The 23099-nt window shown below is 43.2% G+C and carries 18 protein-coding genes; 9 read left to right on the top strand and 9 right to left on the bottom strand.

Annotated elements, in window-relative coordinates:
* Nucleotides 1-35: 35 nt before the first annotated feature.
* Complete coding sequence (locus tag PPIS_RS06870; protein WP_249031252.1) at nt 36-3020, top strand: Ig-like domain-containing protein; 2985 nt, start codon at nt 36-38, stop codon at nt 3018-3020.
* 251 nt (nt 3021-3271) lie between these two features.
* Entirely contained in the window at nt 3272-5917 is a 2646-nt protein-coding gene (gene topA / locus PPIS_RS06865; RefSeq protein WP_010373951.1) for a type I DNA topoisomerase, read from the top strand.
* Nucleotides 5918-6055: 138 nt separating this feature from the next.
* Here topA and PPIS_RS06860 read toward each other — a convergent pair whose 3' ends face one another.
* The gene (locus tag PPIS_RS06860) at nt 6056-6298 is read right to left on the bottom strand and encodes a hypothetical protein (RefSeq protein ID WP_010373953.1); all 243 of its coding nucleotides are present in this window, start codon (nt 6296-6298) and stop codon (nt 6056-6058) included.
* Between the two features lie 191 nt (nt 6299-6489).
* On the opposite strand from PPIS_RS06860, the gene PPIS_RS06855 reads away from it, so the two are divergent.
* A complete protein-coding gene (locus PPIS_RS06855) occupies nt 6490-7032 on the top strand; it encodes a TIGR00645 family protein (protein WP_010373955.1) in 543 nt (180 codons plus the stop codon).
* Between the two features lie 681 nt (nt 7033-7713).
* On the opposite strand, the gene PPIS_RS06845 is transcribed toward PPIS_RS06855, so the two are convergent.
* Genes PPIS_RS06845 through PPIS_RS06835 form a run of 3 tightly spaced genes read right to left on the bottom strand, consistent with a single transcriptional unit; the run spans nt 7714 to nt 9619 of the window.
* Nucleotides 7714-8418 carry a hypothetical protein gene (locus tag PPIS_RS06845; RefSeq protein WP_010373959.1) on the bottom strand — a complete coding sequence of 235 codons (705 nt, stop codon included), beginning with the start codon at nt 8416-8418 and terminating at the stop codon, nt 7714-7716.
* Nucleotides 8415-9248, bottom strand: coding sequence for an ABC transporter ATP-binding protein (locus tag PPIS_RS06840; protein ID WP_010373961.1), 834 nt, complete (start codon nt 9246-9248; stop codon nt 8415-8417). Before PPIS_RS06840 ends, PPIS_RS06845 begins: the two co-directional genes overlap by 4 nt.
* On the bottom strand, nt 9248-9619 hold the full coding sequence (locus tag PPIS_RS06835; RefSeq protein WP_010373963.1) for a GntR family transcriptional regulator: 372 nt from the start codon (nt 9617-9619) through the stop codon (nt 9248-9250). The genes PPIS_RS06840 and PPIS_RS06835 overlap by 1 nt, the downstream gene beginning before the upstream one ends.
* A gap of 89 nt (nt 9620-9708) precedes the next feature.
* On the opposite strand from PPIS_RS06835, the gene PPIS_RS06830 reads away from it, so the two are divergent.
* From PPIS_RS06830 to PPIS_RS06805, 6 genes are all read left to right on the top strand, one after another.
* Nucleotides 9709-11193 (top strand): alpha/beta hydrolase, encoded by a 1485-nt coding sequence (locus PPIS_RS06830; protein ID WP_010373965.1) that lies wholly within the window; start codon nt 9709-9711, stop codon nt 11191-11193.
* Between the two features lie 3 nt (nt 11194-11196).
* On the top strand, nt 11197-11931 hold the full coding sequence (locus PPIS_RS06825) for an ABC transporter ATP-binding protein (RefSeq protein WP_010373966.1): 735 nt from the start codon (nt 11197-11199) through the stop codon (nt 11929-11931).
* Entirely contained in the window at nt 11928-13064 is a 1137-nt protein-coding gene (locus tag PPIS_RS06820; RefSeq protein ID WP_010373969.1) for an ABC transporter permease, read from the top strand. The genes PPIS_RS06825 and PPIS_RS06820 overlap by 4 nt, the downstream gene beginning before the upstream one ends.
* Before the next feature lie 163 nt (nt 13065-13227).
* Entirely contained in the window at nt 13228-14121 is an 894-nt protein-coding gene (gene ttcA, locus PPIS_RS06815; RefSeq protein WP_010373971.1) for a tRNA 2-thiocytidine(32) synthetase TtcA, read from the top strand.
* 289 nt (nt 14122-14410) lie between these two features.
* The gene (locus tag PPIS_RS06810; protein ID WP_010373973.1) at nt 14411-16564 is read left to right on the top strand and encodes a TonB-dependent siderophore receptor; all 2154 of its coding nucleotides are present in this window, start codon (nt 14411-14413) and stop codon (nt 16562-16564) included.
* Between the two features lie 74 nt (nt 16565-16638).
* Nucleotides 16639-17835, top strand: coding sequence for a PepSY-associated TM helix domain-containing protein (locus tag PPIS_RS06805; RefSeq protein ID WP_010373975.1), 1197 nt, complete (start codon nt 16639-16641; stop codon nt 17833-17835).
* A gap of 53 nt (nt 17836-17888) precedes the next feature.
* Here the strand turns inward: PPIS_RS06805 and uspE are convergent, their stop codons facing one another.
* The 5 genes from uspE to PPIS_RS06780 form a co-directional block, all read right to left on the bottom strand.
* Nucleotides 17889-18812: a universal stress protein UspE gene (uspE, locus tag PPIS_RS06800; RefSeq protein ID WP_010373977.1), complete on the bottom strand. Its 924-nt coding sequence runs from the start codon at nt 18810-18812 to the stop codon at nt 17889-17891.
* A gap of 118 nt (nt 18813-18930) precedes the next feature.
* The gene (locus tag PPIS_RS06795; RefSeq protein ID WP_010373979.1) at nt 18931-19665 is read right to left on the bottom strand and encodes an FNR family transcription factor; all 735 of its coding nucleotides are present in this window, start codon (nt 19663-19665) and stop codon (nt 18931-18933) included.
* A gap of 185 nt (nt 19666-19850) precedes the next feature.
* Complete coding sequence (locus PPIS_RS06790; protein ID WP_010373981.1) at nt 19851-20522, bottom strand: sulfite exporter TauE/SafE family protein; 672 nt, start codon at nt 20520-20522, stop codon at nt 19851-19853.
* Nucleotide 20523: 1 nt separating this feature from the next.
* Entirely contained in the window at nt 20524-20724 is a 201-nt protein-coding gene (gene ccoS / locus PPIS_RS06785; RefSeq protein ID WP_010373983.1) for a cbb3-type cytochrome oxidase assembly protein CcoS, read from the bottom strand.
* Complete coding sequence (locus tag PPIS_RS06780) at nt 20721-23096, bottom strand: heavy metal translocating P-type ATPase (protein WP_010373985.1); 2376 nt, start codon at nt 23094-23096, stop codon at nt 20721-20723. The genes ccoS and PPIS_RS06780 overlap by 4 nt, the downstream gene beginning before the upstream one ends.
* Nucleotides 23097-23099: the final 3 nt, after the last annotated feature.

Raw genomic sequence — 23099 nt, 5'->3', positions numbered from 1 at the left:
ATTAACTTAGCTAGGGAGATAGGTGAATGCCCTTGATGCGCTATTTTAGCATACTGATGCTAGCATTCTTACTGACCGCGTGCGGTGGCGGCGGCAGTATCCAAAAAGATACAGATAATGGTAATGGTGATGATGGTAGCGATGGTACTTATGCCATTACGCTTTCAGGAGCGGATACTAGTGGTAATTCAACGAATACACTTTCATCTTCATCTCCTCTAGTAATCACTGCCACGTTAACAAAAGATGGTAGCCCTCTGGCAAATAGTCGAGTCGTTTTTGAGAGCGACGAATTTGCGACCATGGAACCCAGCTCAGGGTCTGTGCTTACAAATACTGAGGGTAAAGCGTCAATTACTTTAAAAGTGACGGCTACTGTAGGTGCTGGACGTATTACGGCGACTTACACTCAAGGTGATAATAGTGCAACGAGATCTTTTGATTTTACCTCTCAAGGTGGTGGTGATGACGGTAATGTAACCGCGTCAGCAAAACTTGAGGTTATGTTGTTAAGTAAATGCCCTGCAGGTTGGGATGATAGCCGAAATCAGGCAATGATAGATCCGATCGCTGCTGGGTGTACTCGTGTCAATCAAGTATCGTCAAACGAGACTGCTGATGTATTCATCAAAATGACATCTAGCCAAACAGGTGATGCTATTGCCAACGCGTTAATTAGCGCTGAGACTACTTTAGGGGCTATTTTACCATCGACAGGCACCGCGCTAACGGATTCTTTTGGTATTGCAATCCTAAAGTTTCAGCCTGGTAACCAAGGTGGCGCAGGTACTATTACGGTAAACTCTCCTGATTATGTTGATGTCACTCAGGCTATCAATTTTAATGTTGGTGTTGCTCAGTTGAATGTTACGATTGACAATGGTTTGGTTGATAGTAATGGCGTCCAACAAAAGCTTTCCGCAGGTGGAAGTACGGTTATTACCGTGACGTTAAAGGATCAGAATGGGGCATTAATCAACAGCGCTGTTGAAGTTGCATTCAGCTCAGCTTGTTCCGTAGCGACCCCTGCGCTTGCAGAATTAGATGAAACGGTAAATACCTCAAATGGTATCGCCCGTTCTACATACCGTGCTAAAGGTTGCCAAGGCGAAGATAGAATTTCTGTTACTATCCAAAACGGCAGCTCTCCAATAAATCAAGAAACGATTATTGAAGTGGATAGCGCGCTTGCACAAGCGGTACAGTTTTTACCTGAAGAAGATGGGTTTAATCAGTTTATTGCTTTACCCCCTGATGAAGGCGGTTTACCAACCCAATCTGTTGTGAGCTTTAAACTGGTAGATGAAGATAACCTTGCAATTCCACGAGCGCGAGTCGACTTTAGATTGTCAGATGAGCAAGGCCTAGCCTCACTTACGCAAATTACCGGAAACACCAATGCAAATGGTATTGTAAGAACAACGGTTAAGTCTGGTATTGTGCCAGGACCGCTTGTTGTCAGTGCGTGTTATATCCCAGAAGAATCTTACGTGAATTTGCCAGAAGGTGATGCGATTACCTGTTGGACGGATCTTGCTAACGCTTGTAATGATGCAGATGCATCAAACGACGATGCCCGCTGCCCTACAGGCGTAATGCATACTATTCCGTTAAGTGAGCAGATATTTGGTGTATCGTCGGGATTAATTTTAAGCTCAGGTGTCACCGATCAGGATACGTTTGACGCTTCCCCCGTTACATTCAATACCAACTCGCTTAATTATAATGGAGTAACAACAAATATTACCTTGTTCTTTGGTGATCAATTCAATCAGTTTAATGCTGATGGCGTTGCTGCAACTGTGATTGCTGAGGCCGGTGCTATAGGTAGTACTGAGTCTGAGGACACTTACGATTGTAGAACGAATAATGCTGCTTGTACTGTGGTGTGGCGTAGCCAAGGAGATAGACCTTTCTATGAATATCGTTGGGGTAACCGCATTGGTGATATAGACGGTAATGCGAATACCTTTGAAGCGGTAGCACCTAGGCTAGCAGCTACATTATCAAATACTCAAAAGCAAAGTTCAGCTAATTGGAACTGTGACCCATATTTTGGTAATGCAGCACCATGTATTAATGGCATGCTGAGACAAAAAGACGCTTCGTCGAACGATGGCGCTACAACTGCGCTTAGACGAATTGTTATGGGTGGGCGTGTAAGTGTGTTGGCTTTTGTTAAAGGCCAAGAAAATTTCAGAGATGAGCAATCAAGCGGTGGAGTAGAGCGCCGTAATGGTCGATTTGATATTGGTGAATATCGCCAAGAGTTTGACCTTACAGAAGCATTCCTAGATACCAATGAGAATGGTCGCTTTGATAAAGAGAATTGTGATTCTGCCGCAAACACTGGACCTTGTTCTCCAACCGGAACTGTAAATGGCGGTCATGACGATTGGTGGATGGATAGCAATAACAATGGTCGCTTTGATTTTGATATCGATGGCAACAATATTTATGAAGGGGACGGCAAATATAATGGTTTGCTTTGTTCAGAAGCCGCCGAAGCCGCTGGAGAATGTACTAAAGAGCTAGTTAATGTTTACAGACAATTTGAATTGATAATGTCTGGCGATAATGCTTTTGTGCGGTTTACAGTGCCGGCTTCGCTTGCTGGTTCTAATGCGTGTCCAAGTGGCAATGGCCTAGTGCTTGAACCATCTGGAGTAGATGGTGTGTGCGACCTCGCCAGTGTAGATTTCACGGCGGCAGGCAGCCCATCAGCTGTTCCTATCACGATTTATTTCACTGATGAGTTTGGTAATCCGCTTCCAGCAGGTACAGAAGTCGAAATTTCAACAAATAACGGTGAGTTGACCAGTGGTAGTGTGTCTGGCACCTTAGGGAACTACACAAGTGATAAGCCAAACTTCTTCAACGTTACTTTGGCAAGAGAAGCTGAGCCAAACAACAAACTTTCTGGCGTATTAGGGATCAAATTTACTTTCCCAGCTTTGGGAGATGATGATGACGAACGAAAGACACAATCAATCGGAATAAGCGTTACAGACGCTGGATAATTCAACAAATGCCAACTTTCGGGTTGGCATTTTTGTTTCTATTCCTTTATATTCCCGTGCCTTAACCTTATATATATGAATGCGTCCCTAAATTGGCTGAATATTGTACATAAATTGGATAATAATTCGGTGATCAGGGAAAAGTTAGTATTTTTAGCTTATAACAATAGGTGTTTGTAGATATACCTATAAGTAATTTAACGCCCAAGTAAGGGCAAACATCAGACAGAATCGGTCAAAAATAGGCAGCTATGGGCAAATCGCTAGTAATTGTAGAGTCTCCCGCGAAGGCAAAAACAATCAATAAATACCTCGGCAAGGATTACATTGTTAAATCCAGTGTAGGCCATGTTCGAGATCTTCCTACCTCAGGGGCAGGTAAAACGAAAGGCTTGGCAACTAAGTCGCCAGCTGAAGTACGTAAAATGTCACCTGAAGAAAAAGCGCAATATAAAAAGCAAAAAGATTATGCAAATTTAGTTGCGAGGATGGGGATTGATCCTGAGAAGGGTTGGGAACCGCATTACGAAATTTTGCCGGGTAAAGAAAAAGTAGTTCAAGAGCTACAGAAACTTGCTGAAGATGCTGACCATATCTATCTCGCAACCGATTTGGATAGAGAAGGGGAAGCCATTGCTTGGCACCTTGAACAGATTATCGGTGGCGATGAGAGCAAATATAAGCGTGTGGTCTTTAACGAGATCACCAAAAACGCGATAACCCAAGCGTTTGAAGCGCCTGGCGACCTTAACACCGACATGGTATATGCCCAGCAGGCAAGACGATTCCTTGACCGTGTTGTTGGCTTTATGGTCTCCCCACTGCTTTGGCAAAAAGTAGCAAGAGGGTTGTCGGCAGGTCGCGTACAATCTGTTGCTGTGAGATTACTTGTTGAGCGAGAGCGTGAGATTAAAGCGTTTATTCCAGAAGAGTTTTGGGATATTCACGCCGATGTTAAAGCAACAAAAGATGATATTCGCCTAGCGGTTACTAAGTTTAAAGGTGAAGCATTTAAGCCTGTAAATAAAGCGCAGGCTGATACTGCTGTACAAGTGCTTGAAAACAGTGCTTACGAAGTAGTCAAGGTTGAAGAAAAGCCAAGTAAGAGTAAGCCAAGTGCGCCATTTATTACTTCGACAATGCAGCAAGCGGCAAGTACTCGTTTAGGCTATGGCGTAAAGAAAACTATGATGTTAGCGCAGCGTCTATACGAAGCGGGTTACATCACCTATATGCGTACGGACTCGACGAATTTATCAAACGACGCGTTAGAAATGTGTCGTGGCTATATCGATAGTGAATTCGGTAGTAAGTATCTTCCAGAAGCACCACTGCGTTATTCCGCAAAAGGCAACGCACAAGAAGCGCACGAGGCAATTCGTCCTTCTGACGTGACGATCTTATCAGGTCATTTAGACGGCGTAGAGGCAGATGCTAAGAAGCTCTATGAGCTTATTTGGCGTCAGTTTGTGGCGTGTCAAATGATGCCAGCAGAGTATGATCTCACGACGCTGACCGTCGCCGCGGAAGATTACACGTTAAAAGCGAAAGGTCGCGTGCTACGTTTTGATGGTTGGACACGTGTACAACCAGCCGTTCGTAAGAAGAATGAAGAAGAGCAGGCGCTACCTAGTGTTTCAGTTGGCGACAAGCTTGATCTTATTGCGATTGATCCTAAGCAGCACTTTACTAAACCACCAGCACGTTTCAGCGAAGCAAGCTTAGTTAAGGAATTAGAAAAGCGTGGTATTGGTCGTCCATCTACCTATGCTGCTATCATTTCGACGATTCAGGACCGTGGTTATGTTCGAGTTGAAAACCGCCGTTTTTACGCTGAAAAAATGGGCGAGATCGTAACTGACAGACTCGTTGAGAATTTCAACGATTTAATGGACTTTGACTTTACCGCAAAAATGGAAGGTCGCCTTGATGATATCGCAGAGGGCGAACGTTTATGGACGCAGGTACTTGATAAGTTTTACGCCGACTTTTCTAACCAGCTAGAAATCGCAGCTGGCGATGAAAGTGAAGGCGGCATGCGACAAAATGTGATGGTTGAAACAGACATAGATTGTCCAACATGTTCACGCAAAATGGGTATTCGTACTGCTTCTACTGGAGTATTCCTTGGCTGTACAGGCTATAACTTACCGCCAAAAGAGCGTTGTACCACCACAATTAATCTGGTGTCTGGTGATGAAGCGGTTGCTGCGGATGCGGATGAAGAGGCGGAAGCTGAATCGCTGCGTCATATGAAACGTTGTCCAATTTGCGAAACGGCGATGGACTCATACCTTATTGATGAAACGAAAAAGCTCCATGTATGTGGTAATAACCCCGCGTGTAAGGGCTATGTCATTGAAACAGGCGCATTTAAGATCAAAGGCTACGATGGACCACTGATTGAGTGTGACAAGTGTGGCTCGGATATGCAGCTTAAATCTGGCCGTTTTGGTAAGTATTTTGGTTGTACAAATGAAGACTGTAAAAATACACGTAAGCTATTGAAAAACGGTGAAGCTGCACCACCGAAAGAAGATCCAGTTCCGCTTCCGGAACTAGAATGCGAAAAGTCAGATGCGCATTTTGTGCTTCGTGATGGCGCTTCAGGTATTTTCTTAGCGGCGCACACATTCCCGAAATCACGTGAGACAAGAGCCCCGAAAGTATCAGAGCTAAAACGCTTCAGAGATAGAATTTCACCTAAATTCTATTATCTGGCTGATGCGCCTGAGCAAGACTCAGATGGTAACCCTGCGATTGTTCGCTACTCTAGAAAAACCAAGACACAATATGTGATGACAGAAGTGGATGGTAAAGCGACGGGTTGGAAAGCGACATATAGCAATGGTAAATGGGTAGAAGAAGAGAAAACTACCAAGAAAAAGAAAGCTTAACGATTAGCCAAACATCGATAGGTGTCTTCAGATGCTATGGATATTTTGTCTAGAATGTTATTGAAAATAAAAGGCCGCTCAACACATTGAGCGGCCTTTTTCATCATGAATGCCATCACTTAATTAAGCGAACTGGTATTATTTAATGTTTACGTCTTTGACTTTTTGATAGCCAGTTGCTTCTAGCTCGTCGTTAACGCAATTCAAAACATATTTTTTCATCTCAGATGCTTGTACATCATCATCTTTTGCCCAATCAAGGCACATTTGAGTTAACTCTTGAACCAAATCTGCAGGCGCGACTGGTAACTCTTCATCGGCTTGTACTTGTACACAAGCAAAAAGAGATAGAGCGATTAATGATGAAACTAAGGTTTTCATTCGTGTTACCTGTTAGTTGAAAGAACAAGCATGTTTTAAAGCAAAATTTAAAATAAGGAAAACGAATTTATTTTCTCTTAAAGAGCAGAAAATTGATTCAAATTTACGTCAATAAATAGTGAGAAATATAAGCGTTGATGCTACATTTATAGGTTCAGTCAAACTTACTAAAGATGGTGAAAATCAAAAACATGGAGCAAGAAACCAAGTCCGAGAATGAGCAATTTAATCGTTATGAACATCTCTTAGAAAGAACCTTATTTAAAGGACGATGGTTGTTAGCGCCGTTCTTTGTTGGCCTACTACTCGCGATTGTGTTGCTGTTACTTAAGTTCTTTAAACAGCTTTATGTGATGACCATCAGTGCGCTTACCGCGACAAATCAAGAGTTACTCATTGGTATTTTAACATTGGTTGATACGGCTTTATTGGCTGGGTTGTTGATCATTATTATTTTTAGTGGCTACGAGAATTTTGTTTCTAAGCTTAATGTCGAACCACAAGAAGACAAACCGACTTGGATGGGGAAAGTTGGCTTCTCAGGGCTTAAAATCAAGCTGATCAGCGCCATAGTAGCGATATCTGCCGTAGAGTTGCTCAAGGTCTTTATTCATTCTCAAGATTTAACCAGTGAGCAGCTTGCTTGGAAAGTAGGCATACACATTACTTTCGTGATCTCTGGGGTGTTGTTTTCGGTCACCGATTTTATTAATAGTCGAACCCACTCCCATTAAAAATTGCAGCTGTAAAGGAGTGATAATCGACTTATGTTCACTATCACTCTTATATTTTATCCTGCACCGTCTCTGGTGGTTCAATCGCTAGCGCAACGCCTCTTCGTGAGACATCTCGGATCCGAGTACTCCTTAATCAAATTTCTTATTACTGTAAACAAGCAGTGAGGTGGCAATCACAACGTAACCTAATAATAGATATACGGTGGTTGCTGATTGTTCGTGATTTAACAGGTAAGATTTAAATGCACTATGCAAAATGACTACGAACATGCAGGAAAGCGACAACGTAAGGGCGCTTTTAATCATGCTTCCTAGCGCAACGCAAAGAACAAATCCTGCTACAGAGCCTGTAAATATTACTAAGTAGAAAGTCACAGTTTCGAATGTGGAAAAGAAGCTACAAGCTAGCAATACTAGAAGTTGAAACAAGGCTAGGCAAAACCCAAGTTTAACCGCAGAGACGTGGTAAGCCTGCTTTATCGCTTTAAGGCTTGAGTAGATAGGGAGTAGGTATAGTTGATCCCATGTCATTTTTGTTTGTAGTTTGGACCAACAGACAAAAATAGCGACCATCAGAACAAGCATATCGGTAAAGCCGATAACAAAATGGAGTGTGACACCAAAAAAGCCACTTGCCACAATCGCTAATAGCCCAGAGACAAGTAAAATCTGACAGGTTTATATCAACAGGTTACCCGCAAAATAGCTCATTGGCATAAAAAATTGTCTAAACCCCTGAGTGAGGAAATCTGGTGCGAAGGTATTGCTCGGGAGCCACCCAGTTTGAATATTGTTTATGTAGGTTTGATATGCCAAATGATGCCATTGGCAGTGATGAGTCCGTGTCACTAACAGGTATATTCCCATTACCATAAGGGGGATGGCAAGCAGTGCTAAAATTTTGGGGGTATCGCCAAAAAACATAGCGAGCACGAGTGCGAGCATAAAAACGTAACTATTATGTTTGAAATACACACTATTTCGAAGACATAGCAAAAAGAAGCTACCGCCAAAACTCGTTGCAAATAACATGGCGTAGGCAACTTCAGGTGCGGGGCGGTTGAGAAGAGCAAGAGCATTGAGTAGGTAGCCAATGACCAGAATTACCATACCTTGCAAGTATATGTGTTGTTTAATTGCAGGGAATAGTAAGGTGCTTTCCTGTGCTTGCAACTTCACTAACTGCCAACAAAAAGCCATCCATAAGGCGCTGATTGAAAAGACCAAACTAAATGTTTGTATATTTTGATCTTCTATTAAAGTTAACAAAGGTGAAGCGATAGACGCTAAGAACCCAGGAATGAAAAAATTTGCTGAGCCGCACTCTCGCAACCAAAACCCGGAAAACCCTGTCCACCAATTGCGCTGAGTTAATGTACTCATGCGTGTAGCTCCACAAAGAGCTGCTCAAGGTTGCTATGGCTTTGCTGTAGGTCTGCTGACCAGTTTGCACTGTCGTGAGCTTGATAAATGCTAAAACGTTCAGATTGATGAAGTACGTTTCCGGATGGCAGTTTGCTTGTAAGATGATGTGGTACAAGCCTAATTTGTTCCTTCAGTGTATCTAATTCGCCAGTAACCAAAACCTTACCATCTTTAATAATGGCAATATGACTCGCAACGCGCTCAACGTCAGATGTAATATGCGAGGAGAAAAGTACACCGGAGCTGGACTCAAGTGCTAACTCGAATAAGTCCGACATAAATTCCCGGCGTGCAATGGGGTCGAGACTTGACACTGGTTCGTCAAGGATCAGTAACTTAGGTCGGTACGACATCGCCATTATCAGCGCTAGACTTTGTTGTTGACCAACAGAAAGGTTACTTACCAGCTTGTGTTCGTCTAACTCGAAGCGAGAAAGCCATTCTTGCTCAAGTGTAATATCCCAATTTGGATAAAAGCTGCGGTGCAGTGCGAGAGCGTCTTTGACTTTAAAACCTTGATAGCCACAGGGCTGTTGTGGCACATAGCCAATTTGGCTTTTGCACGTAGGGCTCAGTTCTATGTTGCTGCTGTTGAGGCAGCTAACCTCACCACTATTTTGTTCGATTAACCCAAGTGCAATTCGCAGTAGTGTCGTTTTACCGGCCCCGTTTCGTCCTAGTAAACCCATAACCATGCCAGGTTCAATAATAAGATTTATGTCTTCAAGAACCGGCTTGTCGGCAAATTGTTTATGGATTTTAGTAAATTGTAGTAGTGGGCTTGTCATTATTCTTGTCCCCAATTTTTATCAATTAATGATATCAATTCAGTCTTACTGATCCCAAGCTGTTTCGCATCACTAATTAAAATATCTAGGTTTTTATGGAGTAGATTATCGGTCTGTTGTGTAGTTTGCTGCTGTGCAACGCGTGTCGGTTGGCCGCGTCTTCGTTCAAGCCAACCTTGATCGACAAGTTGCCCGATAGCCCGAGAGACGGTCATCGGATTTACCGAGAAGTGTTCAGCTAGCTTTCTTACAGAAGGTAGCTCTTCTCCGGCTTGTGCTTTACCCGACACAATTAAACGCACTATCTGATCAAATAGCTGCTTATAAATCGGCTCTGCGCTGTTGGGGTTGACATGAATAAGATCTAGCATTACTCTAATTCTACTGTATTAATACAATAATACACTGATACACTCACTTAAAGTTAGCATACTGACCGTGAGTCAACAAGGAAATAACTATGAAAAAGCCATTTAAGTTTAAGAAAAGCTTAGTAAAGCTAGCGCTGCTTCCTCTCGTTTTAGGAACTGGGCTGCCATTACAAGCGGCAACATCAACAGCAGAATTATCCGCTTGTTATGCAAAAGGCCTCAGTGACAGAGCGCAATGCGGAAAAATCTCGCAACCATTAAGTGAAACCAAAACAGAACAAAAAATTGATATTCATTTTATGGTTATTCCAGCAATAAAGCCGCTTTACCCACAAGAAGCGATTATTGCGTTTGCAGGGGGACCTGGACAATCGGCCACTGAAATTGCAGCGAACTTTGAAAGAATTCTTAAATACGCGAGAGAAAATAGAGACATTATACTTGTTGATCAACGGGGAACTGGAAAGTCCAATCTATTGCAATGTGATATGGATGATCTTGAGCAACAGTTTGCGCTAAATGATACCTTATTGGGTCTCGATTTTTACAAAGAAGATGCCCTTAAGTGTAAAGAAAAACTAGACACAGATCTTTCCGATTATACGACGGTTGCAGCTGCAAAAGATTTTGATGCGGTAAGAGTCGCACTTGGTTATAGCAAATTACACCTATATGGTGGCTCATATGGAACACGCATCGCACTTGAGTATATGAGACAGTTCCCTGATAGTGTTGCATCGGCCGTGTTAGATGGTCTTGCACCCAATAACCAAAGTTTAATGGCGATTGGTGGCGCGATAGAAGATTCATTGAATGCCCTTTTTGCACAATGTGAGGCCGATAAAAAATGTGCAAATAGTTATCCGAATCTAAAGCAGCAATGGCAAAGCTTGCTTAATCAAGTAGAGCAAACGCCGATAGAGGTGTCTGTACTTCACCCAAGAACCAGCAAACCGCTTGCGATGACGATGACCAAAATGAAGCTATTTAGCGCGATTAGGATGGCGCTTTACTCTCATTCTTTCCGCGCATTGGTGCCGCTTGCGATTAGTGAAGCGACTAAAGGTAACCTTGCTCCACTTGTTGGCATGATGGCACCAAGTGAAGACGGTCTGGGATTGACCATGGGGATGCATCAGGCGATTGTATGTGGGGAAGATTGGCCACGATTAACGGCTGCGGACAAAGCCAAATATAGTGAAAACTATATGGGTAAGATGATGATCACAGGACTAGATGCGACGTGTCCAATTTGGAATGTGAGTCCGGTGCCAAGTAGTTATTATGAACCCGTTGCGTCGGATATTCCAACCTTACTGCTTTCTGGCGGATTAGACCCAGCAACGCCTGCTAAGTGGGCAGAAGTTGCGATGGAAAAACTAAGCAATGCTACGCACTTAGTTGCGCCAACCGCTACGCATATTGTCGCAGGGCAAAGCTGTGCTAATAAGCTTATTGCTAAGTTTTACGATGAAAAGACGGTGGGAGACTTTGATATTAGCTGTCTTGAAGAAGACACGCGCAAACAATTCTTTATGAACATCAATGGCCCAGCAACCGCTAATAAGGAGTAACGCATGATCCAAGTAGATAACTTATATAAAAAGATTGGTGAAGTGAACGCGCTAGACGGGCTGTCATTTACCGCTCGTGATGGTCAAATTACGGGACTATTGGGACCAAATGGGGCAGGTAAAACGACTTGTTTACGGACCGTATTTGGCCTGCTCCAAGCTGATCAAGGTATGGCGTCTATCGATAGTATTGATGTTGCCAAAGAACCGACCAGAGCAAAACAACAATTAGGGCTGTTCCCAGACCCGTGTGGACTCTACGAGCGAATGACACCGCGTGAATATACCCAATTTTACGCTGAACTAAGTGGCATGGACGCAAAATCGGCCGCTGCCGCGACGCAAGAAGTGTTAGAAAAGCTGCAAATGTTGGATATCGCGGATAGGCGCTGTAAAGGCTTTTCACAAGGTCAAAGAATGAAAACAGCGTTGGCGCAGGCAATCGTGCATAAACCAACGAATATTGTACTTGATGAGCCAACGCGTGGTTTAGATGTAATGAGTACCAGAGTATTACGGGATTTGTTGTTGATGCTTAAGGCGCAAGGTCACTGTGTCTTGTTTTCTAGCCACGTGATGCAAGAAGTTGCAGCACTTTGCGATCATGTGGTGGTCATGGCGAAAGGCAAAGTGGTCGCGGAAGGTTCTCCACAAGCTCTATGTGAACAAACAGGTAAAGCATCGCTTGAGGAAGCTTTCATTACCCTAATCGGTACGGATGAAGGAATTGCAGCATGATGAAATTAATCTCAGTTTTATTTAAAAAAGAAGTGTTAGACGCAAGCCGCGACAAACGTTCAGTGATGGCTGGCCTTTACTATTGCATCGGTGCACCTATTCTAATGTGTGTATTATTTACCGTCATGTTTAAGCAAATGGCCTCGCCTGATGCACTCAAAATCACCATTAATAATGCGGAGAATGCGCCCAACTTAGTACAATTTTTAGCGAGTAAAGAAATTGAACATGGTGAAGGCGAAGAGGTTAAAGCCATTACCTTGGAGGTAAGCGAAGATTACCAAGAGAATATGATGCAAGGTAAGAGCGCGACGGTATTTATCATCGCTGATAAGTCGGAGCAAAAGCTACGCTCATCAATTAATCGACTAGAGCGTAACCTCATGTTATACAACAGCGAAGTTGCTTCATTGCGGTTAGTCGCGCGTGGTATCGATCCGACAATTGCACGTGCGATAGATGTTCAAACTCATGACCAAGCGACACCAACCTCTAAAGGGGGCTTCGTATTAGGTATTGCAACGTTATCTATTATTATTTCACTATTTTATGCGGCGATGGGTATGGCAATTGACAGTAGTGCAGGGGAGCGTGAACGCAACTCTTTACAGCTATTACTTAGCCACCCGATAAGTACTATGCATATTGTGTTAGCTAAAGTGGGGGCAATTGCAGGTTTCTCTATCATTGCTTTAGTGTTAACCACCATAGTATCAAAGTTTGCGTATAATATGGTGCCTTGGGAAATGATGGGCTTTACGGTGATTATTGGTCCTAAATTCATTATTTCGGCAATTATCATTGGCCTGCCTATTGCGCTAATGTCAGCCAGTTTATTGATATTTATCTCTTTCTTGGCTAAATCATTTAAAGAAGCGCAATCTTATGTAGCGATGGCGCTGTTCATTCCGGTAATGATGAGTATGGCAACGACCTATGATATTGCTACCGACATTATGCAGTGGATGCCGATCGCAGCGCAGCAAAACGCAATGATTGAAATCATTAAAGGCAATGCGATACCGGTACCACAACTATTGTTGTCGAGCGCGGTAACGCTGGGGTTGTTTGCTATTTTCACCTACCTAAGCAGTCGTATGCTAAAAAGTGAAAAGGTAGTGTTCGGCCTATAATTTATTAGTTCCCAACAATGGCGCCCAGAGCGGCGCCATTTTTGTATTTTACCTCATCTCAATTTCACGTATAATCGGCGCCCCATAATTGATGTAGTAATGTACTAGCGCGATAACGCCCACAGTACACATTTGAGTAAGTATGAATACGGCACCTAACACCATGACAGAGCAAGATAATCGCAAAGAAGTTTTAGAGTTTAATAAGCTGCAAAAGCGTCTGCGCCGTAATGTCGGCAACGCCATCAAAGATTACAATATGATCGAAGAAGGCGATGTGGTGATGGCTTGTATCAGCGGTGGTAAGGATTCATTCGCCATGCTAGATATTTTACTTAGCCTAAAAAAAGCGGCACCAATTCACTTTGATGTGGTGGCGGTCAATCTGGATCAAAAGCAGCCTGGGTTCCCTGAGCATATCTTGCCTGAGTACTTCGAAACGTTAGACATTCCTTATTACATCATTGATAAAGATACTTACTCAGTCGTAAAAGAGAAAGTACCAGAGGGCAAAACGACTTGTGGTCTTTGTTCACGCTTGCGTCGTGGCACTTTGTACTCATTTGCGGAAAAGATTGGCGCAACTAAAATCGCACTGGGCCATCACTTAGATGATATCGTTGAAACGCTGTTTTTAAACATGTTCTACGGTGCAAGAATGAAAGCGATGCCACCAAAGCTGCGCTCTGATGATGGTCGTAATGTGGTGATCCGCCCGCTCACTTATGCGCGTGAAAAAGATCTAATTCAATACGCTGAACATAAGGATTTTCCTATTATTCCGTGCAACCTATGTGGTTCGCAAGAAAACCTGCAACGTCAAAACATTAAATCTATGTTGGTAGAGTGGGATAAGAAAACACCTGGTCGAGTAGAGAATATTTTCAAATCAATTCAAAATGTTAGTCCAAGCCAGCTGGCTGACACTGAACTCTTTGACTTCGAAAGTCTGCCTCTAGATAGAGACGGTGAACGTGAGGCTTATGACTTTAATGAAGCAGTGGTTTCCTCGACGAACATTGATGAATCATTGTTTATTGATGTAACCAATATTTAATTCTCAACAATGATTTTTTCAGGCTAGGTCTGATAGGCCTAGTCTAAAACTCAATAATTGGTACTCTATAACTTAACTACTTTTGCTCCCCAACATCTTTCACTCTTAATTACCTGTTAACTCTACGCACCTAATTTATACATGCTGTCGGGAAAATGATCTCTGCATGAGATATTTTTGTTCTTAGTTTTGCAAAAAACGCAATTAAATGTAGGTTAGTTATTTTAAATGTAATTAATAATTGTTATCATTTGTCTGCGCTTTAATAATAACCGAATTGTGGCTCTTAATGAAAACAGTATCAAAACTATCCCTTATCGCTTTAGCGATTATGTACCCCTCTTTGCATGCATCAGCTCAGCAGCAAGTGTCAGAAGATAAGCTTAAAGACCAAGACATAGAAAAAATAACCGTCGTTAGCCGAACATTAAATTTATATCGTAATGGTGAATCTTCAACGGGAAAGCTTGCGGTTGACCCACTTAACTCGACCCAGATGGTGACTTCTCTCAATGCAAATCTGATCCGTGATTTAGCCGCAAGAGATGCCAAAGATCTTTATCGTAATATCGCGGGGGTCAGCCAATTTAGCTACGCGGGGGTGACTGCACGTGGCTTTCGTCAAGAAGAAATCTATTTTGATGGTCTAAGAGGCGACCCATATGTTGGGTTTAATGTCCCACAGCTATTTAATGTCCAGCGTGTCGACTTTTTGAAAGGTCCCGCTGGTATGCTGTATGGACCCGGGGCACCTGGTGGATTATTCAACTATATAACTAAAAAGCCGCAATCTGAGTTTAGTGCCAACACTCGTATTATTGCGGGTACAGATAGCCGCTATGGTGCTTCTGGTGAGGTGACTGGTGAAGTAGCACAAGCACAAAGCATTCGCTTGGGAGCTTTTTACGAACAACAAGATACCTACCGTGATAATAGTGCCAGCGAAGTGGCAATTGTGGATGCTGGTTACGCTTATGATTTTGATGATACCCGCTTGATTTTGCAATACACGCACTACAAGCAGGACTTGGACGCGAATCGCTTACGCGGTGTCCCCGCTGGCGATGACGGTGAGTTTCTAACGACACCATCGTGGAATCACAATGAGCCTACAGACTTTTTAAATCTAACCTCAGATGTATTGCAAGCGAGTGTTGCTGGGGATTTGAGCCCATCGCTAAGTTACAACGTTGCGCTTCGCTATATAGATAATGAGCAAGAACAAAACTATCATGAACCAAGAGCACTCATCGACAGCAATAAAGATGGTCAAATCGATTTGGTCGCACGTGAGTTCCGAGATCAACTAAGAGCCCAATCTCAACTCTCTTTTGCGGCTAACTTTGTTTACGAAACACAAGTACTTGGCGCTGAGCAGCGTACCGCATTTGGACTAGATATATATTCTGGTGAAGAAGATGCATTATTAGGTCGAGCGTCAGCATCTAATGACTTTGTCACTCGTTACTTAAATGGTACGTCGTTAGGCTCGGATATTTTGCCTTTGTCTCTCTACAATCCTAATTATGGCGAAACGCAGCCAACCCAATACAATGTGAAGTTTGCGCCAGAAAGTACAACGAAACAAAAGCGTAATGGCACGTATGTCCTTAACGAACTCGCTTGGGAGAAAGTAACGTTTGTTGCAGGCATACGTTATGACCAGTTTGAAGACGATGCCAACGGCAGTAAGTTTGATGATACCAATGTTAGCTTCAGAATTGGTGGTATCTACAAGCTATCTGATGACATCTCATTGTATTCACAGTGGGCTGACTCTTACGAACCTCAAGGCGTATCCAGCCAGGACGAAAAAGCGGGTGGTCCATTTGAGCCAACGACGGGTGATATCATTGAAGTTGGGCTTAACGCAGAGTTATTTGACGGAAGTACATTGCTAAAAGTGGCTGGTTATCAGATAACAAGGCAAAACTTGCTACAAAATACAGGCACAGATCCTGAGCAAGATGGTGTTGATAATTTAGCGTCAATCGGAGAAATCACGAGTAAAGGCCTAGAAATTGAATTGATCACCGATGTGACCCCTGACTGGGTAGTAAGTCTGGCCTATGCCTATAATGATGCGACTATCACCGCTGACAATGGCGCTGGAGGGATCCGCAATAGTGTTGGCGATAAATTTGCCAACGCCCCTGAAAATCAGTTTGGGGTGTGGACTCGATATCAGATCCCTGAGTGGAATTTGGCTTTCGCAGTTGGCGGAAACTATGTGGATGAGCAGCTTAGTTTATCTGGCCAAACACTAAATTCCTATTTCGTCGCTGACACCTCAATTATTTGGGAACTAGATAACTACAGTGTGCTATTCAGAGTTGAAAACGTATTCGACAAGGAATATGCAGAGTCGGGCTTTTTAGAGCGTACAGGGCACTTTCCAGGCGATCCAAGAAATGCTTTCCTTGAGTTTACCTACAATTGGTAATGCTTAAGTTAATCTGAGGCTCGGTGAGTTATCCGAGCTTGTGGAAATAGAAGTCTACCTTTATGAGGATCAAGATGGCTGACAAAGCTAGACAAAGAAAGCGGCTACGCAAGTTATATGATTTACATGCCTGGGTAGGCTTTCAATTAGCGGCCGTTATGTTTGTGATCCTCGCAACGGGCACAATCGCAACTGTTTCAAATGAATTAGATTGGCTGGTTTTTGACCAAATGCGTGCGAGTCAAAAGCCCAAAGAAGTAAAAGAGCAAACGGCTGTATCTTGGAGAAACATGTATGCGTCGATAGCTGAGCGCTATCCAGAAGGTCGTATTAATACGTTAGGTACAATGGGAAGCGACTACTTTACCTATCGAGCACGGGTGGCTTTCGAGGCTAAAAGTGACAGGTATGTGCACGTCGATCAATGGACTTATGAAGTAACCGGCGACATCCCATTACTTACAATTCAACGATTTTTTAGAGATTTGCACCGTTATCTATTTATGCCTGCGGTGCCCGGGCTGCCAATCGTCACCGCTTTTGCTTTCATTTTAATGATCTCTCTCTACACTGGGCTGAAAACCACCCGGAATTGGAAAGTCGCGCTGTGGCGTTTGAGAGTAGCGCAAGGTACAAGAGTATTTTTGAGTGACTTGCATAAGGCCTTTGGCTTATGGGGACTGTGGTTTACCACACTTATTATTATCACCAGTATTTGGTATCTGTTTGAGTTTTCTGCACGGGTAGCCGGTGTGAGTTTGGAGCCTCCAGCTCCAAAAGTTGGACATGTTACAGCGGTAAAAGACGCCAACATGCTATCTGCAGGGCGCTTTGAAAGCGCTTTTGAAAAGGCGCAGCATGCCATTCCTAATTGGACGATAACAACCGTACAGCTGCCAAGAGCAGATAATGCGGTGCTGCGTTTTCAAGGAATGAGTACAAACCCTTTACTTCGTGATAGAGCGCACAAAGTTTATATGGACCCAACAACGCTAGAGGTTTTAGCAATACAGCAACCTGAAAATATGACGTGGGGCAATTATCTTAACGAATATGCAGATCCATTACACTTTGGCTATTTTGCTGGGATCACCTCTAAGCTTATATGGTTTGTGTTTGGTCTAGCGTTAGCCGGACTGTCATTTACCGGCGTGATGATGACATACAAGCGCACTAAGTCTAAAAGTATAACGGGCGCACAGTTGGCAACGTTGCCGATATTCTGTTTATCAGCATTTTACTTTTATTTCTGGCTTGCCAGATATACATAAAGGGGATGTGCGGCTGGTTATTTGCCGCACATTAAATTAATTTGAGCGCAGAGTTAGTCTTCTAATGGGGATTTATAGCCATCAGGCTTTAGTGCTAAGACATCACAGTCTAAGCTATCAATTACATGCTCAGCGGTATTGCCAACAAGCGCTGCACTCAGTCCAGTGCGACCGACAGTGCCAATGACCACTAACTCAGCGTCTTTTTCTTTAGCAACGTAGGGGATAACGTCCTCCGGTAGACCTTCTTTGATGATGCAATCGCTTTTATCTATTGAATAAGTCTCTGCGAGTGCAAATGTTTCGTCTTCATGGTGTTTTTTTACGGCTTCATTGTATTGCGATGGGTTAAACTCGGGAATTTCAATCGCAATATTAACAGGCGTTGCTGGATAGGTGTTTACCAGGCTCAATTTGGCATTGGCTAATTCACATAAAAACTGAGCATCCGTAATGATACGTTTATTGAGTTCTTGATGTTGCTCGTTATCGCTGACAGAGTTTACAGCTGCAATAATGTTGCCTTGATCTGGCCAAGCGTGATCTTTAACCAGTAATAGAGGCGCAGGGCATTTGCGAATTAAATGCCAGTCGGTTGGGGTGAAGATAACTGACTTTAGGGTATCGTGCTGATGGGTGGATTTAATGACCAAATCATAATCATGCGCAAGCACGGTTTTGATGATTGCTTCGTAGGGGCGATTGTGCCACAACACTTTAGTTTGGATACTCACATCAGAAAAGCCCTTAACCATATCGGCAAGCCATGCTTCTCTGTCTTTAATTACCGCTTCACGCATTGCTTCACGCTCGTCTTTAGACAACATCGTGGTCATTTCATAGGAGAAGTCATAAATAGACATAAATGCAGTGATGGCTGCACCGGTACGCTTGGCAAGATTGATAGAGCGTTCTAAGCTATTTTGGCGCTCTTTAGTTGGATCAATTACGGTGAGTATACTTTTGATTTTATCCACGACTATCTCCTTAAAACGGTATACAAATAAGATCAGAAGTTTTTTCACCTCTGACCTTATTGAGTGTAACCGATCCTATCTAAGGATAAAGTCTTAACGATAAATAGTTTGTTCTAAATCAAGATGCAATCGCCGCTGTTTCAGCGAGGGCAGCAGCATCAATAATGGTAATAAACTTGCCTTCGACCTTTATTGTTCCCGCTTTTTGGAAACGGCTGAGTAAACGACTAATGGTTTCTACAGTAAGACCCAAGTAGTTACCAATTTCACCGCGCGTCATCGTAAAGCGGAATTCTTTACGAGAAAAACCACGCTCGCCAAAGCGATTTGAAAGGTTATAGATAAAAGTTGCTAAGCGTTCTTCAGCAGTCTTTTTATTCAATAATAACAACATCTCTTGGTCGTAATTAATTTCACTGCTCATTAATCGCATGATCTGTTGGCGCAGTTTTGGCAGTTTACCGGCTAATTCATCTAGGGTATCAAATGGGATTTCGCACACCATAGAGGTTTCTAAAGCTTGTGCGAAGCTCTGGTGCTGCATTTTATTGATGGCATCAAAACCCACAAGATCGCCCGCAAGGTGAAATCCTGTGATCTGCTCGTCTCCTTGCTCAGACAGAGTGTAGCTTTTAAATGAGCCGGAACGAACGGCAAAGATAGCATTTAATGGCGCACCTGACTCGAAAAGAAAATCCCCTTTATGAAGCGGCTTTTTACGTTCAATGATCTCATCTAACTTATCCATTTCGCTGCCATTGAGCGAAAATGGGAGGCAAAGTTGACTGATACTGCAATTATTGCAGCTGATTGTGCATTGGCTCTTTGAGCGGTTTTGATTACTTAAGTCCATAAAATTTCCATAAGTCTATGACGCACGTGAAGGCAACCTAGTATCAAAGCATAACGGTTTTGGTACTACAGATCGCCACAAACTCATATGACACGCAAAAGAAAATTTGGTTATCAATTGGAGCTCCTAATCTCAAAGCGCTAACCAATAATCTTAAATGATGAGTTTGCTTAGATAAGGATAGGTTAATGTACTAACTTATCAGTTGCAATAATAATTAAATAAACACCATACCAAATCAATAAATTACCCATAATAATACGTGTAACTAAATGATTTATAAACTTTTGTAGCAGCTGAGCCGATTGCCCTATTACAATCAGAGCAGGCATTGTGCCGACACCAAAGGCGAGCATAATGAGTGCGCCTTCAGTTGCTGATTTCGCTTGTAATGTCCATGTTAAAGCCGAATAAACTAGGCCGCAGGGTAGCCATCCCCATAAGGCCCCGTAGCAAAACGCTTTGGTTTTTGTATTGACCGGGACTAAGTAGCGATTGAGCTTAACAATATGTTGCCAAATTAAGCTTTTAGCAAACGACTCTAGCCATTTTAAGGTGCTGGCTAAGCGCATTACGTAGATAGCGACAAGCACCATAAAAATACCACTCATCAATTGTAATATAATGGCGAGTGACGTGTTTTGCTTGGCGAGACTTGCCCCGAGTAGGGCGACAAGGCTGCCAGCAAGCGCATAGCTGGAGATACGTCCGATATTATACAACAAGGTAACAACCACAGTAGAAAGCTGCTTGCTCGCCAGTTGTAGCGAGCTGGCAATACCGCCACACATCACCAAGCAGTGACCACTTCCCGCAAGCCCCATCACAAATGCACTTAGCAAGCTTATCTCATTCATGCTAGTTGTCGTTATTACTCTTATTATTTGATGGTTTTACGGACTTATCACCCGTTTGCGCTTTATCATCATCGAATAAGATGCTGTGGCCCTGTTTATTCAAATCTGAAAATTGTTCGCTTTTTACTGCCCAAAAGAAAATACCAATAGCAATAATGACGAATAAAATGGCGATAGGTATTAATACGTAGATGATACTCATAGCTTTAATAACCTTAATGAATTACCGATCACGATGATCGAGCTGGCTGACATGCCAATAACTGCTATCCAAGGTGGAATGAGGCCAAGCGCAGCGAGTGGTAAAATGGAGCCGTTATACAAAAGTGATATGGTTAAGTTTTGCTTTACTATTCTGCGCGTTTGTTTCGCTACTTGCTGAAGGGCTAGAATGGCATTCAAATCGCTATTTAACAACACCACATCAGCGGTATTCTTTGAGATATCAGCGCCGGTATCCATCGCAACTGACAAGTGAGCGCTATTGAATACCGGGCTATCGTTGATGCCATCACCAACCATAGCGACAATCTCGCCTTGTTTGGACCAAGCTTCAACGGCTTGTTGCTTAATCTCTGGTGTGCAAGCGCTTTGGTAGCTATCTAATGCTAACTGCTGCGATAACTCTTTGCCTGCATTGGAGCTATCCCCAGTTAGCATGTGGCACGTAAGGCCAGCTTGTTGTAGCTGTTCAACAACTGTTTCTGCATTGCTTTTTACTTTGTCATTGAAGTAAAAGTCAGCGACTGCGTTGTTATCAATAAACAAGGTTGCTTGAGCAAATGACGCGTGATTATCAAACCAATGGCTTTTCCCAAGGGCAATAGTGACTCCTTGCCAGTGACCACGGATACCAGAACCAGCCACAACTTCAACATCTTGGACTAGGTTTTCGGTTGGGGTGATATGTGCAAATGCGCGAGCGATAGGGTGCTCAGAAAATCGCTCTAACGCTGCGGCAAAATCCAAGACTTGTTGCTCGTTATAGTTAGTTTGCAGCAATTCGATATGTTTGATTGAGAAACGGCCTTCGGTCAGAGTGCCTGTTTTGTCAAAGGCAACACGCGTTAATTTGGTTGCCGTTTCTAATACATGGGCTTCTTTAATCAAGATCCCTTTCTTTGTAAGTGACGCCACAGCGCAGGTAAGCGCGGTTGGTATCGCAAGGCTTAACGCACAAGGGCAGGTTGCTACTAGCACCGAAATCGTGACCCAAAAAGCCTTATCTGGTGAAATCGGGTACCAGCCGATGGCGGTAATTGAGGCAAAAACTAATAGGCAGGCAACAAACCACTGCGCGACTTTATCTGTGATTTCCACTAATTTAGGGCGTTTGGTAAGTGCGTTATGCTGCAGTCGAATAATCTGGTTGAGCAGGGTATTTTGCCCAATTTTATTGATCTCTAACGTAATTACACCATCGTGATTCACGGTTCCCGCATACACTTGATGGCCTTGATATTTCTTAACTGGCAAATGTTCGCCCGTCATCATCGACTCATCAACGGTGGTATGTCCTTTGATCACTAAGCCATCCGCAGGGATAGTTTCTCCAGCCTTAACTAATATCAGATCGTTCAGCTTTAGCTTTTTGGCGGCAATATGTTGTTCATTGTTATTCTCATCAACCTTTCTGGCGGTCAATGGCAGCAGCTTTTGCAGGTTTGCTGTAAACTCACTGGCTTTGAGTCTGGCCCTAAACTCAAGGTATTTACCTAACAACAGCAAGAAGGTAAACATACAGATGGATTCAAAATAGACTTCGCCGACTTCCATAAAAGTCGCGTAAGTACTGGCGCCGTAAGCTCCGAATATAGCAAGTGAAACAGGGAGATCCATATTCAGTTGTTTAGCTTTCAGTCCTTTAACCGCATTCGTTAAAAATGGCATCGCTGAATACAGAATAACAGGAGAGGCGAGCACGAGACTTATCCAACGGAAGTACTGTTCAAAGTCCTCTTCCATGCCTGAAAACATGCCAAAGTACATGGCAAATGCAAACATCATCACTTGCATAGTCATGAGGCCTGCTACACCTAAACGACGAATATATGCTTTCGCTACGGCTTGTTTCTGTGCGGCTTCTTCATCGGCCTGAAATGGGTAGGCCTTATAGCCGATTTCCATCAAGGATTTGATTATATCGCTTAGCTTAACGTGTTTATCTTGCCATACAATCATGGCGCGATGGGTGGAGGTGTTAACATCAACACGAACGATACCGCCGAGCGCCAGTAGTTGTTTTTCGATAAGCCAAGCACAAGCGGCGCAGCTTATTCCTTCAACACTGAGCAGTACCTCTTTGTGCTCACCACTAATTTCGACGAAGTCCTCTTGGATCTCGTCGTTATCATAGCTGAGTAGCATTTTTAGTTGCTCAGGTACGAGTTCTTCAACTTTACCTGCACTTTCTGTGCGGTAAGTATAGTAGTCACTCATACCTTGAGAAATAATGGTTTCGGCAACGGCCTGGCAGCCAATACAGCAAACCGGTTGTGCGCTACCCTCAAAGGTAACCGAGCCTACAAACCCTTTAGGAATAGGCTCCAAACAATGAAAACACGAATTTGCCATGGC

This window comes from Pseudoalteromonas piscicida, assembly GCF_000238315.3.
Taxonomy (GTDB): domain Bacteria; phylum Pseudomonadota; class Gammaproteobacteria; order Enterobacterales; family Alteromonadaceae; genus Pseudoalteromonas; species Pseudoalteromonas piscicida.
The sequence above is the reverse complement of the archived record's forward strand: the minus strand, read 5'-3'. Positions and strand labels throughout refer to the sequence as shown.

Bases quoted from the DNA above. Each gene is read 5' to 3' on its own strand.
- PPIS_RS06870 (WP_249031252.1), top strand. From the start codon at position 36: ATGCGCTATTTTAGCATACTGATGCTAGCATTCTTACTGACCGCGTGC.
- topA (WP_010373951.1), top strand. From the start codon at position 3,272: ATGGGCAAATCGCTAGTAATTGTAGAGTCTCCCGCGAAGGCAAAAACA.
- PPIS_RS06860 (WP_010373953.1), bottom strand. From the start codon at position 6,298: ATGAAAACCTTAGTTTCATCATTAATCGCTCTATCTCTTTTTGCTTGT.
- PPIS_RS06855 (WP_010373955.1), top strand. From the start codon at position 6,490: ATGGAGCAAGAAACCAAGTCCGAGAATGAGCAATTTAATCGTTATGAA.
- PPIS_RS06845 (WP_010373959.1), bottom strand. From the start codon at position 8,418: ATGAGTACATTAACTCAGCGCAATTGGTGGACAGGGTTTTCCGGGTTT.
- PPIS_RS06840 (WP_010373961.1), bottom strand. From the start codon at position 9,248: ATGACAAGCCCACTACTACAATTTACTAAAATCCATAAACAATTTGCC.
- PPIS_RS06835 (WP_010373963.1), bottom strand. From the start codon at position 9,619: ATGCTAGATCTTATTCATGTCAACCCCAACAGCGCAGAGCCGATTTAT.
- PPIS_RS06830 (WP_010373965.1), top strand. From the start codon at position 9,709: ATGAAAAAGCCATTTAAGTTTAAGAAAAGCTTAGTAAAGCTAGCGCTG.
- PPIS_RS06825 (WP_010373966.1), top strand. From the start codon at position 11,197: ATGATCCAAGTAGATAACTTATATAAAAAGATTGGTGAAGTGAACGCG.
- PPIS_RS06820 (WP_010373969.1), top strand. From the start codon at position 11,928: ATGATGAAATTAATCTCAGTTTTATTTAAAAAAGAAGTGTTAGACGCA.
- ttcA (WP_010373971.1), top strand. From the start codon at position 13,228: ATGACAGAGCAAGATAATCGCAAAGAAGTTTTAGAGTTTAATAAGCTG.
- PPIS_RS06810 (WP_010373973.1), top strand. From the start codon at position 14,411: ATGAAAACAGTATCAAAACTATCCCTTATCGCTTTAGCGATTATGTAC.
- PPIS_RS06805 (WP_010373975.1), top strand. From the start codon at position 16,639: ATGGCTGACAAAGCTAGACAAAGAAAGCGGCTACGCAAGTTATATGAT.
- PPIS_RS06795 (WP_010373979.1), bottom strand. From the start codon at position 19,665: ATGGACTTAAGTAATCAAAACCGCTCAAAGAGCCAATGCACAATCAGC.
- PPIS_RS06790 (WP_010373981.1), bottom strand. From the start codon at position 20,522: ATGAATGAGATAAGCTTGCTAAGTGCATTTGTGATGGGGCTTGCGGGA.
- ccoS (WP_010373983.1), bottom strand. From the start codon at position 20,724: ATGAGTATCATCTACGTATTAATACCTATCGCCATTTTATTCGTCATT.
- PPIS_RS06780 (WP_010373985.1), bottom strand. From the start codon at position 23,096: ATGGCAAATTCGTGTTTTCATTGTTTGGAGCCTATTCCTAAAGGGTTT.